7 protein-coding genes are annotated in these 12,642 nt (G+C 72.4%); 3 read left to right on the top strand and 4 right to left on the bottom strand.

Annotated elements, in window-relative coordinates; all coding sequences use genetic code 11:
- Positions 1–45: 45 nt before the first annotated feature.
- Positions 46–1,338: a ferredoxin reductase family protein gene (locus AB0K03_RS01885; protein ID WP_364679048.1), complete on the top strand. Its 1,293-nt coding sequence runs from the start codon at positions 46–48 to the stop codon at positions 1,336–1,338.
- A 6-nt stretch (positions 1,339–1,344) separates the two neighbouring features.
- Here the strand turns inward: AB0K03_RS01885 and AB0K03_RS01880 are convergent, their stop codons facing one another.
- The 3 genes from AB0K03_RS01880 to pulA all read right to left on the bottom strand — a co-directional run bounded on the left by AB0K03_RS01880 (position 1,345) and on the right by pulA (position 9,416).
- Entirely contained in the window at positions 1,345–2,634 is a 1,290-nt protein-coding gene (locus AB0K03_RS01880) for an ABC transporter substrate-binding protein (RefSeq protein ID WP_364679046.1), read from the bottom strand.
- The gene (fucP, locus tag AB0K03_RS01875) at positions 2,631–3,956 is read right to left on the bottom strand and encodes an L-fucose:H+ symporter permease (RefSeq protein WP_364679043.1); all 1,326 of its coding nucleotides are present in this window, start codon (positions 3,954–3,956) and stop codon (positions 2,631–2,633) included. Before fucP ends, AB0K03_RS01880 begins: the two co-directional genes overlap by 4 nt.
- Positions 3,957–4,088: 132 nt before the next feature.
- Positions 4,089–9,416, bottom strand: a complete 5,328-nt coding sequence (gene pulA, locus AB0K03_RS01870) for a pullulanase-type alpha-1,6-glucosidase (protein ID WP_364679040.1) — start codon at positions 9,414–9,416, stop codon at positions 4,089–4,091.
- A gap of 191 nt (positions 9,417–9,607) precedes the next feature.
- Here pulA and AB0K03_RS01865 point away from each other — a divergent pair, with 191 nt between their 5' ends.
- Entirely contained in the window at positions 9,608–11,017 is a 1,410-nt protein-coding gene (locus AB0K03_RS01865) for an NAD(P)/FAD-dependent oxidoreductase (protein WP_364679038.1), read from the top strand.
- Between the two features lie 3 nt (positions 11,018–11,020).
- Here the strand turns inward: AB0K03_RS01865 and AB0K03_RS01860 are convergent, their stop codons facing one another.
- Positions 11,021–11,848 carry a siderophore-interacting protein gene (locus tag AB0K03_RS01860; protein ID WP_364679035.1) on the bottom strand — a complete coding sequence of 276 codons (828 nt, stop codon included), beginning with the start codon at positions 11,846–11,848 and terminating at the stop codon, positions 11,021–11,023.
- Between the two features lie 23 nt (positions 11,849–11,871).
- Here AB0K03_RS01860 and AB0K03_RS01855 point away from each other — a divergent pair, with 23 nt between their 5' ends.
- The gene (locus tag AB0K03_RS01855; protein WP_364679032.1) at positions 11,872–12,636 is read left to right on the top strand and encodes a class I SAM-dependent methyltransferase; all 765 of its coding nucleotides are present in this window, start codon (positions 11,872–11,874) and stop codon (positions 12,634–12,636) included.
- The last annotated feature ends 6 nt before the right edge of the window (positions 12,637–12,642 follow it).

The raw sequence follows: 12,642 nt of genomic DNA, 5'->3' as shown, positions 1-12,642 counted from the left end.
GGGACCCGACCCGCACAGCGCCCCTCTGTGCGTCTATCCTGCGGCATGCGGACTGCTCAGCTGTTCTGGGGCGTGGTGGCGCTCAACGTGGCCGTCGTCTGGGCCCTGTTCTTCACCGTGGCGCCGGAGCCCCGGCATCCGCTCATCGGTGTGGGCCAGTTCCTCGGCCTGCACGCCGCGCTGCTGATGATCCTCCAGCTGACGCTGATCGCCCGGCTGCCGTGGCTCGACCGGCGGGTCGGCATGGACCGGCTCACCTCGTGGCACCGGTGGGTCGGGTTCACGCTGTTCTGGGTGGTGCTGCTGCACCCGGCGTTCGTGGTGCTGGGGTACGCGGTGTTCTACCGCAGCACGGTGTGGCGGCAGCTCACCAACCTGGCCGGGATGGCCGGGTCACTGGCCGGGATGGTGGCGCTGGCGCTGGTGATCGTCGCGGCCGGGGTGTCGGTGCGCTGGGCCCGGCGCCGGCTGTCGTACGAGACGTGGCACGCCTTGCACCTGCTGCTGTACGCGGCCGTCACGCTGGTGCTGATCCATCAGCTGTTCGAGGTGTCCGCGTTCACCGGCGCGCCCGTGGCCGCGGCGTACTGGTGGGTGCTGTGGATCTTCGCGATCACCGCGCTGATCGCCGGGCGGATCGTGCTGCCGGTGTGGCGCAACGCCCGGCACCGTCTGTACGTGGCCGCGGTCGTCCCGGAGTCGCCGGACGTGGTGTCGGTGCACATCCGGGGGCGGGACCTGGACCGGCTGCCGGCCCGGGCCGGGCAGTTCTTCATCTGGCGGTTCCCAGGGTACGCCGGCTGGTGGCGGGCGAATCCGTTCTCGCTCTCCGCGGCGCCGGACGGGCGCTCGTTGCGGCTGACCGCCAAGGCCGTCGGGGACGCCAGCGCCGCGCTGCGCCACGTGCCCGTGGGCTCACGAGTGTTCGCGGAGGGGCCGTACGGCGCGTTCACCGCGATGCACCGCACCCGGGACCGGACCCTGCTGATCGCGGGCGGCGTGGGCGTCACCCCGATCCGCGCCCTGCTCGAGGACCTGCCGGGCGACGTGGTGGTGCTGTACCGCGCGCGGACGGACGCCGACGCGGTGCTGCTGGAGGAGATGCGGGCGCTGGCCCGGACCCGGGACGCCCGGGTCCACCTGCTGGCCGGGCGCACGTCCGCCGGCGACCCGCCGTTCGGCCCGGACAACCTGCGCCGGCTGGTGCCGGACCTGACCGACCGGGACGTGTACGTGTGCGGCCCGCCGGCGATGACCGACGCGGTGCTGCGCAGCCTGCGCGACCTCGGGGTGCCCCGCCGCCAGGTGCACGCGGAACGGTTCCGCCTGGCCGCCTGAGCCCGGTCAGCGCGGCGGGATCCGGTCGTTGCCCACCGCGCCGCGCAGATCGTCGGCGAACGCCTTCGGATCCCGCGTGCGGATGTACGTCGACACGGCGTCGTAGAAGCCCTCCTGGAACGCCGGGCTCATCGCCTCCCCGTGCGCGACCGACAGCAGGACCGGCGCGGTCCAGAGGCTGCGCGAGGCCTCCCGCTGGTACGGCGGCAGCGACGACACGTCGACGTCGCGGATCACCGGCACGGAGCCCTTCGCCTTGCTGAACGCCACCAGCGTCGCGGGCCGGCTGATGCCGGCGAGGAAGGCGAGGGCGTTCTTGGCGTTCTTCGCCTTGGTGGCCGCCACGAAGACGTCGACCACAGCGAGGAAGCTGCCGCCGGTGCCGGGGAACGCGGCCGTGCCGAAGTCCTCGCCCTCCCGGGCCCCGGCGGCGACGAGCTCGCCGTACGAGGAGTCGTTCATGGACTCGAACGCGCACTGCCCGGCCGCCAGCTTCCTCGTGGCGGCGTCCCAGGTGAGCCCGCCGGCCTGCGGGTCCGCGTACGTGAGCAGCTCGCCGAACGACCGCAGCGCCGAGCGGACCCCGGCGCCGCCCCAGTCGAGCCGGTCGGCGGTCATGTCGTTCCAGCCGCCGGTCCCGATGGTGCCCAGCAGCACGTTCTCGAACAGCTCGACCGTGGTGAACGGGTCCCTGCCGCCGAGGCACAGCGGGGTCACCCCGGCCGCCTTGGCCTTCTTGAGGTCCTCGAGGAACGCGGGCACCGTGTACCCGCCGGCCGGGGGCGTGACGCCGGCCTTCCGGAGCAGCGCGAGGTTGAACCAGAGCACGTTGCTGCGGTGCGCGCCCGTGGGCACGCCGTACGGCTTGCCGGAGCGCAGCAGCGATCTCAGGATCGTCGGCTGCATCGACGTACGGAGCCGGCCGTTGTCGAAGACCGAGCTCACGTCGCGGACGGAGCCGCGGGCCGCGTACCCCTGGACCGATTTACCGGCGAACGTCTGCCACACGTCGGGCGGGTCGCCGGCCTGCAGCCGTTTCGCGAGTGCCACGATGGCCTCGGAGCCGGCGCCCCCGGCGATGGCGGCGTTGACCGGTTCGACGCCCGGGTTCGCCTGCCGGAAGGCGCTCAGGAGGGTGTCGAGGGCCGCGGCCTCCGAGCCGGAGGTCCACCAGGACACGATCTCGAGCTGCGTGGTGTCCTTGGTCGCGCTCGTCGGTGCGTCGTTGCCGCAGGCGGCCAGGGCGGAGGCGAGGAGCACGGCGAGGGCGGCGGCGAGGCCGCGCCGGCGGGTCATGCCGCGCTCCCGGCGGGCGCGGCGTCCACGATGACGCCGTACCGGGTGGTCCGCAGGTCGTAGAGGGCGTAGAGCCCGACGAGCGCGAAGCAGACGGCGGGCACGATGAACGAGAACGCGGCGCTCGTCCGGTCGACGAGCCAGCCCTGCACGACCGGCATGATCGCACCGCCCACGATCGCCATCACCAGCCCGGCGGCGCCGAACTTGGTGGCCGGGCCGAGCCCTTTGAGGGCGACGCCGTAGATGGTGGGGAACATCAGCGACAGGCAGAAGGAGAGGGCGACGACCGCGGCGAGGCCGGCCGCGTTCGGGCTCACCATCGCGAACACGCACAGCGCGACCGCCAGGAAACCCAGCACGGCGAGCACCTTGGTGGCCCGGACCCGGCCGATGAGCCACGTCATGAAGAAGCGCGAGCAGAGGAAGACGAGCAGGCTGACCTGCAGGTAGAAGCCGCCGCGTTCGAGGCTGCCGCCGAGCGCCTGCTGGACGTACTGGATGATGTACGTCCACGTGCACACCTGAGCCGCGACGTTGAAGAACTGCGCGCCGACGCCGTAGCGGTAGTGCTTGCTGCGCCACAGGACCCGGAACAGGGACCCGGTGCCGCCGTCGTGCGGGCCGGCGTCGGGGAATTCCTCGATGATCGGTGGCGCCTTCTGGCTGGCGATCGCGATGGCGATGAGCACGAGCACGAAGGCGAGCCCCAGGTAGGGCCCCATCACCGCGCCCAGCTCCCCGGCCCGGATCGTGTGCAGCTGCTCCGGGGTCAGCGAGCCGATGTCCACCGGATCGGACAGCTTCGGCAGGATCAGTGTGGAGGCGAGCAGCACCCCGATGTTCGTGCCGACCGGGTTGAACGCCTGCGCGAAGTTCAGCCGCCGGGTCGCGGTCGCCTCGGGACCGAGCGAGAGCACGTACGGGTTGGCGGAGGTCTCCAGGATCGAGCAGCCCGCGGCCATCGCGAACAGGGCCACCAGGAACGCCTCGTACGTCATGATCTTGCTGGCCGGGTAGAACGAGAACGCGCCGATCGCGGCGAGCCCCAGCCCGGTCAGGATGCCGGTCTTGTAGCCGAAGCGCTGGTTGATGAAGGCGGCGGGCAGCGCCAGCAGGAAGTACGCGCCGAAGTAGGCGAGCTGCACGAGCGACGCCTGGACCGTGCTCATGTCGAAGATGCGCTTGAAGCCCGCGACCATCGGCGTGGTGAGGTCCTGGGCCACGCCCCAGGCGGTGAAGCAGCCGATCAGCGCGATGAACAGCACGAGCATGCCGGGCCCGATCAGCGGGCGGCGTTGTGCCTCGGACTCGTCTGCCACTGGTGGCGTGGTGATGGCCATCGGGTCCCGCCCTCAGGAGATCGACATCGATCTTCTTCCATGAGGGAAGGTACCGCTGGCCGCGACCCGGGAAACCGGGCCGCGGCCGGCGCGAACACAGATGGCGAACCTTCAGGACTGCACGAACACCGCCACCGACCGGGCCGGGACGGTGAACGTGCCCGTGGCCGGGGCGAACGACGCCGCCCGCAGCGCCGGGTCGGCCGAGGACCGCTGCACCGGGTGCAGGCTGACGGCGGCGCCGCGCAGCTTGCCCACCGTCTGGGTGGCGGCGGCCGGGGTGGCGTTGAAGACCACGGTCACCGACTTCCAGTGCCGGTCCAGGCCGCGACCGTCGAGGGTCATCGTGATGACGCCCGGGGTCTCCGCCTTGCCGGAGAGCGGGAACGCCAGCCGCTTCTGCACCTCGGCCGCGCTGGGCAGGCCGAACACCGGCGAGGAGCTCCGGATCCGCAGCAGCTCGCGGTAGCGCGCGTCGGCGAGGTCGACCGCGGCGCAGCCCGGCTTGAGCGCCGGGTCGGCCAGCAGCGGCTTCGCGTACGGCCACTTCGCCTCGTTGTCGGCGGCCCGGGGCAGGCCGCGGCCGAAGCCGTTGCCCTGCGTGCAGTCCCAGCTGATCCGGTTGAACCAGTCCCCGGAGTTGTACGAGTTGCGGTCCAGCGACTTGGACCGCAGCCGCTCGCTGCCGGCGGTGACGAAGCCGGGGCCCTGCCCGAGCGCGGTGGCCCCCAGCGCCAGGGACTGCAGGCGCGCCCGGTCCGTCGCCGAGGTGGCCTGCGGCAGCTTGTACGCGAGCGCGTCGTACAGGATCTCGTTGTCGTGCGCGTCCACGTACGTGATGGCCTCGACCGGCTTGGCGTTGTAGCCGGCCGGCGAGCCGTTGTAGTCGATCTGCCGTCCGGTCGTGGCGGCGCCGTCGGAGGCGGTGAAGCGGTAGTCGGCGAGGTTGCCCGTGAGACCGACCTTGATCAGGTCCTGGTCGTGCAGCAGCCGCGCCTTCTGCTCGGCCGCCGTCCCGTTGACGGCGTCGCCGTTGGGGTCGGTGAACAGGCCGGACGCGAAGCCCTGCACGCGGGGGTTCTCGTCGAACGGGCCGCCGCCGCGGACGGCGTCGCGCAGCCGGTCGTTGAAGGTGCCGATGCCCGTACCGGCCATGTTCTGCTGGGTGGCCTGCACGAAGCGGGCGTCGTTCGCCACCTCGCCGAAGTTCCAGCCCTCGCCGTACACGTAGATCTTCTTGCCGTCGACGCCGTCGCGGGCGACGGTGAGCTTGTCGAGGGCCTGGCGCACGGCCAGGATGTTCGCCTTCGGGTGGTGACCCATGAGGTCGAAGCGGAACCCGTCGACCTTGTACGCCTTGGCCCACGTGACGACCGAGTCGACGACGAGCTTGCCCATCATCGCGTTCTCCGGCGCGGTGTTGGCGCAGCACGTCGAGTTGGCGACCGTGCCGTCCTCGAGCAGGCGCTGGTAGTAGCCGGGCACGATCTGGTCCAGCACCGAGTGCGGGTCGTTGCCGGCGGCCGGGGTGTGGTTGTAGACGACGTCCATGACCACGCGCAGGCCGGCGCCGTTGAGCCCGGCGACCATCTCCCGGAATTCCTTCGTCCGCGCGGCGCCCTCGGGGTTCACGGCGTAGCCGCCCTCGGGCGTCGTGTAGTGCAGCGGGTCGTAGCCCCAGTTGTAGCCGTCCTGGTCGGCGACCGCCGCGATGCACTTCTGCTGCTGGTCGGAGTCCGGCGCGTACGAGGCCAGGTCGCAGGGCGGCTGCTTCTGATCGGCCCGCCGCTCCGGGGTGGACGCGAAGTCGAACACCGGCAGCAGGTGCACGTACGTGGTGCCGGCCTTCGCCAGATCGCGCAGGTGCCGCATGCCGGGGGTGTCCGGGCGGGTGAACGCGGCGTACGTGCCGTCGGCGGAGAAGTCCCGTACCGACAGCTCACTGATCTGGATCTTGCCGGGGGCCGGCTTGCGCAGGCCGCGCCACCCGGCCGGGGCGAGCGCCGGATCGGCCAGGTCGGCGATCTGGCTGTGGGTGGAGTCGGCCGACAGCGCCACCGAGTACGGGTCGGTCACGCTGACCGTGTCGACCTTGCGCGCCGCGGGCTGCCACGCGGTGACGCGGTAACGGTAGTACTTGCCCTTCCAGTCCCGGACGCCGGCGACCGACCAGACGCCGGTCCGCGAGTCGCGCGTCATCGGCAGCACGCGGACCGGGGCCGCCGGGGTGTCCGAGAGCTCCAGCTTGACGTCCTGCGCGGTCGGCGCCCACACAGCCAGCCGCGGGCGGCCGCTGTCGAACGTCGGGCCGAGTTTCGCCGAGGTCGCCGCCGCGTACAGGTCGTCGAGCGCGCCGGCGAGCTGCACGCCGGTGGCGGAGAGCAGCTTGCCCTGCGCATCGCGTTCGGTGACCGCCACCTGGCCCTTGAGGAGCTCGCGGACGTCGGCGCCGCGAGGCAGCTTGAAGGCCTCGTACTGCCACAGGTGCGGGTACTTCTGCCGCTGGGCCTCGGTGAGCCCGTTGCGCTGCGCGCTCAGGCGCAGGCTGTGCTGCGGCGCCGCCGGGTCGAGGCCGCCGCCGGGCGCCCAGACCAGGTCGTACACCCGCCCGTCGGTCTCGCCCGTCTTCCAGGCGATCGTCTCGCGGTCGAGCCACACGGCCGCGGACTTCGTGACGTCCACGGTCCCGCCGCCGCCGGCCTTGCGCACCACGGGCAGAAGACGATCGGGTACGCCGGCCAGCAGCCACACCTCACGCCCGGCGGCGGCGAAGTCGAGCCGCTGGTCGTCAGGGAGGTCCTTGGCGTCGCCCTTGTGGATGATGTAGTTCAGCCCGGTGGCGCCGGCGGCCAGCGGCACCCGGAACGTCACGCCGTACGCGTCGGTCGCGGCGGGCGCCAGCGGCGACGACCAGTCCGTCGGGTTCGCGGCGCCGTCCCACACGTGCAGGCCCCAGCCGCTGTAGTCGCCGTCGGCGCGGCGGTAGTGGATGACCGCCGTGTTCTGGTCCTGCGGGGCGGCCGCGTGCTCGGTGACGATCGTCGGGTCACCCTGCTTCAGCCAGATCTCCGGGTTCACCGACGGGTCGAGGAAACGGTCGGCGGAGACGTCCTTGACGCCGTTCTTGTCGACCACGATGAAACCCACGCTCTTGGCGCCGGGCTTGAGCTTCACCCAGGCGAAGCGACCGTACGCGTCCTCGCCGGCGAACGGCTGCCCCTGCGGCCACGTGGTCGCCGCGGACGGGTCGATGTCGCCGAAGGCGTAGAGACCCCAGTCGCCGTAGTCGCCGGCCGGGCGCTGGTAGTGCACGACGGCGTACTCCGGCCCGGACGTGGTGACCGGGGTGCCGACTTTGATCGCGCGGGTGGTCGTGGCCGTACGGCCCCGGCTGTCGCGCACGGTCGCGCGGTAGGTGACCGGGGTGCCGCCGGCGAGGCCGGTCAGGTCGTGGTGGATGCCGTACGGGGCCACCTCCGCGGTGCCGAGCGTGGTCCAGCGGCCGTTGCCGACCTTCGCCTCGTAGGTCACGGTCGCGAGGGGGTCGCCGGTGGTGGTCGCGGTGAGGTCCGTCCGGGTGGGCACGTACGCGCCGGCCTCCGGCGAGGAGATCTGGACGGCCGGGGCGGCGGCGGCCTTCGCGACCGTCGAACCGGCGCGGTAGACGACGGCCGACAGGGCGGGGACGGTGAGGGTCAGCTTGCCGTCGGCCCCGGTGGCCCGGGCGCCCGCGCCCCCGTAGACGCCCTGGAAGGAGGCGTTCGGCGTCCAGGTGTCCACGGTGACGGTCTGCGCGGTGGTGGCGTTGTTGACCGCGACGACGTACTCCCGGCGCTCGCTGCGGTCGATGCGGGACGCGGCGAAGATGCCCGGCCCGTCGGCGGCGTAGCGGGTGATCTGCTCGCCGTCGCGCAGCGCAGGGTGGGCCTTGCGCAGGGCACCGAGCGTGGCGATGGTCCGGTAGATCGGGTGACCGGTCTCGTAGTTGGCCTGCGCGTGGGTGCGGTCCGTGCCGAGCAGGTCGTCGTCCAGGTAGTCGGCGGTCCGGCTGGCGAACATGTCCTGCCGGGCGTCCTTGTCGCCGCCCGGGCCGGTGAAGCCCTGCTCGTCACCGGAGTAGATCACCGGCTGGCCGCGGGTCAGGAACATCAGCTCATGGGCCAGCTCGTCGCGGCGCAGGTGGGTGGCCGGGTCGGTGCCGCCGGCGGCCACGAAGGAGCCGATGCGGCCCATGTCGTGGTTGCCGAGGAAGGTCGGCAGGCGGCCGGCGCCGGTGTCGTCGGTGGTGTAGAGGTCGTCCTTCGCGTACAGGTCGGCCAGGGCCTTCGCGGAGCCGCCGTCGGCGGTGTAGGACTTCGCCGCGGCCTGGAAGGAGAAGTCGAGCGTGGCGGGCAGTCCGCCGCGGCGCACGTACGTCGACTCGACCTCCTGGTCGGCGCTGTAGACCTCGCCGAACATGAAGAAGCCGGGCTTGCCGGCCCGCTTCGCGGCGGCCTGGATGCCGGATGCGAACTGGGGCCAGAAGTCCAGGTTGGAGTGCTTCACGGTGTCGAGGCGGTAGCCGTCGATGCCGGTGTCCGAGATCCAGTCGGCGTAGATCTTCGTCATGCCGCGGACCACCTCGGGCCGCTCGGTCCACAGGTCGTCGAGGCCGAAGAAGTCGCCGTATTCGCTGTTCTCGCCGACGAACGTGGAGTCGCCGCGGTTGTGGTACATCGTCGGATCGTTCAGCCAGGCGGGCACCTTGACGTTCTTGTCCGCGGCGCCGATCACCGGCGTGTACGGGAACGACGCGCTGTTCACCTTCGGGAACGCCCGGGTGCCGTCGGCGTAGTTGCGGTCCTCGAAGGCACGCCCCTGCGCGTCGCGGTACGGCTTCGTCGCCTTGTCGACGTACGCGTAGGTGTTCTCCTTGTATTTGATGACGTCCGCGGTGTGGTTGACGATGATGTCCAGGAAGATCTTCATGCCCCGCGCGTGCGCGAGCTTGACCAGCCGCTTGAGGTCGGCGTTCGTGCCGAAGTGCGGGTCGACCTGGGTGAAGTCGGTGATCCAGTAGCCGTGGTAGCCGGCCGAGATGTCGGTGCCGCTGCCCTGCACGGGCCGGTTCTTGAAGACCGGGGCGAGCCAGATCGCGGTCGTGCCGAGCCCCTGGATGTAGTCGAGGCGGTCGATGACGCCCCGCAAATCCCCGCCGTGGTAGAAGCCCTTGTCGGTCGGGTCGTACCCGGTGGACATCCGGTCGCCGGCCAGCCCGCCGCGGTCGTTGCGGGTGTCGCCGTTGGCGAAGCGGTCCGGCAGGACGAAGTAGAACTGGTCGTTGCGGGTGGCGGTGCCGGGCCGGTCGAAACCCCAGCCGGGCGCGGCCGGCGCCGCCTGGGCCGGCGTGGGAACCCACACGCCGAGAACGAGAAGGACGGCGAGCAGCAGCCTGCTCACCCGCGAGATCTCCACATCGAGGCCTTCCTATCGGCTCCGGACGAGGCACGCTAACCCTGGTCACAACGTCCATGCAAGACCTTGCAAGATCTGTCGCGCAATTACAACGCATTGAGCCCGAAACGCGCCGGACACTTTTCGCGGCGGCCGGGCGCGCCGGCTTTCGCGGCGAGGGGAGGATCATGGGTCACATGAACGAATACGACGTCATCGTGGTGGGAGCCGGCCCCGTCGGAGAGAACGTGGCCGACCGGGCGGTGCGCGGCGGCCTCACCGCCGCCCTGGTGGAACGGGAGCTGGTCGGGGGCGAGTGCTCGTACTGGGCTTGCATGCCTTCCAAGGCGCTGCTACGGCCCGGGCAGGCGCTGCGGGCGGCGCGGACCGTCGCGGGGGCCGCGGCGGCGGTGACCGGCGAGCTCGACGTGGCTGCGGTGCTCAAGCGCCGCAATTCCTTCACCCATGACTGGGACGACAGCAGCCAGGCCGACTGGGTCGCAAGCGCCGGCATCTCGCTGGTCCGCGGCCACGGTCGGCTCAGCGGCGTCAAGCAGGTCACCGTCACGGCCGCCGACGGTACCGAGACCGTGCTCACCGCCCGGCACGCCGTCGTGCTCTCCACCGGCTCGGACGCGCTGGTGCCCGACGTCGAAGGGCTGCGCGCCGCCCGGCCGTGGACCAGCCGCGAGGCCACCGAGGCCCAGCACGTCCCCGAGAGCCTGGCGATCATCGGCGGCGGGGTCGTCGCCACCGAGATGGCCACGGCGTACGCGTCCTTCGGCTGCGCGGTCACCCTTCTCGCGCGCAGCGGCCTGCTCGCCGGGATGGAGCCGTTCGCCGGCGAGGCCGTCGCCAAGGCGCTGCGCGAACAGGGCGCCACCGTCCTGCTGAACACCCCGGTGACGCGAGTGTCGCGCTCGGACGCCGGCATCACCGTGGAGACCGGCGACGGCGAACCGGTCACAGCGGCGCAGGTGCTCGTCGCCACCGGCCGCACGCCGCGCACCGGCGACGCCGGGCTGGAGACGGTCGGTCTCACCCCCGGGGACTGGCTGCACACCGACGACACCATGCTGGTCACCGGCTACGACTGGCTGTACGCGACCGGCGACGTCAACCACCGGGCGCTGCTCACGCACCAGGGCAAGTACCAGGCCCGGGCGGCCGGCGACGTCATCGCCGCCCGGGCGACCGGCGCCCCGGTCGCCGACGATGCCTGGGGCCGGCACGTCGCCACCGCCGACCACCGGGCCGTCCCCCAGGTGGTCTTCACCGACCCGGAGGTGGCCGCGGTCGGGCTCACCGAACGCGCCGCCCGCAAAGCCGGGTACGACATCCGCGTCGTCGACTACGAGATCGGCAACGTCGCCGGCGCGAGCCTGCACAGCGACGGCTACGCCGGCACCGCCCGGATGGTCGTCGACGAACAGCGCAAGGTGTTGCTCGGCGTCACGTTCGTCGGCCCCGACGTCAGCGACCTGCTGCAGGCGGCGACCATCGCGGTGGTCGGCGAGGTGCCGCTCGACCGGCTGTGGCACGCCGTCCCGGCGTACCCGACGGTCAGCGAGATCTGGCTGCGGCTGCTGGAGGCGTACGGCCGCTGACGCCTACGCGCCCTGCTCGACCTCCACCTGCTGGTTCCACTCACGCTTGCTCGACTGCCAGCCGTCCTCGTTGAGGCCGCGACGCCAGTAGCCGGAGATCGACAGCCGCGCCGGCGGGACCTGCTTCTCGACGCGCAGCAGCCGGCGCAGCTCCTTGACGAACGTGGCCTCGCCGTGGACGAACGCCTGCACGTCGCCGTCCGGCCAGGCGAGGCCCCGGACGGCGGCGACCAACGCCTCCCCGGCCGGGCGGCCGTCGCGATGCAGCCAGCTGATCTCCGCATCCGCGGCGGTCTCCAGCTTCTGCTCCTCGCCCGCGTCGGCGACCTCGAGGAACGCGTACGCCCGGGCACCGGCGGGCAGGGCCTCCAGTGCCGCGGCGATCGCCGGCAGGGCGCTCTCGTCACCGGCGAGCAGATGCCAGCCGGCGGCCGGATCCGGGGCGTACCCGCCGCCGGGGCCCGTGAACCGCACCGGGTCGCCGGGGCGGGCCCGGCTCGCCCACGGGCCCGCGACGCCCTCGTCGCCGTGCACCACGAAGTCCAGCCAGAGCTCGGGGACCTCGGGCAGCCACCGGCGCACCGTGTACGTCCGCACGACCGGCCACGTCTCGCGGGGCATGTTCTCTCGGATCGCGCCCATGTCGAAGGGCTCCGGATAGTCCACGCCGGGCTGCGGGAACAGCACCTTCACGTAGTGGTCGGTGAACTCGCCGGCCTGCAGATCGGCGAGGCCGGGGCCACCGACGACGATCCGGACCATGTGCGGGGTGAGCTGCTCGACGCGGGTGACGACGCCGGTCCTGGCAGGGCGTACGGGCCTGTTCGGCATGAAACCAACCTATCGTGGCGCGCATGGTGCGCGATGTGTGGGACATGGGAGACGCCTACGAGGCGTACGTGGGCCGCTGGAGCCGCCGGGTCGCCCACGAGTTCGTGACGTGGCTGGCCGTGCCACCGGGCCGGCGCTGGCTCGACGCCGGGTGCGGCACCGGCGCACTGACCGCGGCGGCCCGCGCGGCCGGGGCGCAGCGGGTGCTCGGCGTGGACCCGTCGCTCGGCTTCCTGCGGCAGAACACCGGCGACCGGGTGGCCGGCGACGCGCGTGCCCTGCCGCTGGGCGACGGCCGGTTCGACGCGGTGGTCAGCGGCCTGGCGCTCAACTTCGTCCCGGACCCGGCCCGCGCGGCGGCCGAGTTCGCGCGGGTCACGGCCCCGGGCGGCACGGTCGCGGCGTACGTCTGGGACTACGCCGGGGGCATGACGATGATGCGGCTCTTCTGGGACGCCGCGGCCGAGGCCGACCCGGACGGCGGACAGGACGAGGGGACGCGGTTCCCGCTGTGTCGGCCGGAGCCGTTGGCCGCCCTGTGGCGCGATGCCGGCCTGGCCGACGTGGCGGTGCGGCCCGTCGAGATCCCTACCGAGTTCACCGGCTGGGACGACTACTGGCAGCCGTTCCTCGGTGGGCAGGGCCCGGCCCCGGCGTACCTCGCCGCGCTCGGCGACGACAAGCGCGTCGCGGTGCGGGAGGCCCTGCGCCGCCGGGTCCCCGTCGAGCCGGACGGCAGCATCCGGCTCACGGCGCGGGCCTGGGCCGTCCGCGGCATCCGTCCCTGAGACCCG

Origin of the sequence: Actinoplanes sp. NPDC049316 (assembly GCF_040677315.1) — a bacterium.
GTDB lineage: Bacteria > Actinomycetota > Actinomycetes > Mycobacteriales > Micromonosporaceae > Actinoplanes.
This window is presented reverse-complemented; position numbering and strand designations above follow the sequence as displayed.

What these genes read in the sequence shown, in the direction of transcription:
- AB0K03_RS01865 (WP_364679038.1), top strand. Translation starts at nt 9,608, where the DNA reads ATGAACGAATACGACGTCATCGTGGTGGGAGCCGGCCCCGTCGGAGAG.
- AB0K03_RS01860 (WP_364679035.1), bottom strand. Translation starts at nt 11,848, where the DNA reads ATGCCGAACAGGCCCGTACGCCCTGCCAGGACCGGCGTCGTCACCCGC.
- AB0K03_RS01880 (WP_364679046.1), bottom strand. Translation starts at nt 2,634, where the DNA reads ATGACCCGCCGGCGCGGCCTCGCCGCCGCCCTCGCCGTGCTCCTCGCC.
- AB0K03_RS01855 (WP_364679032.1), top strand. Translation starts at nt 11,872, where the DNA reads ATGGTGCGCGATGTGTGGGACATGGGAGACGCCTACGAGGCGTACGTG.
- AB0K03_RS01885 (WP_364679048.1), top strand. Translation starts at nt 46, where the DNA reads ATGCGGACTGCTCAGCTGTTCTGGGGCGTGGTGGCGCTCAACGTGGCC.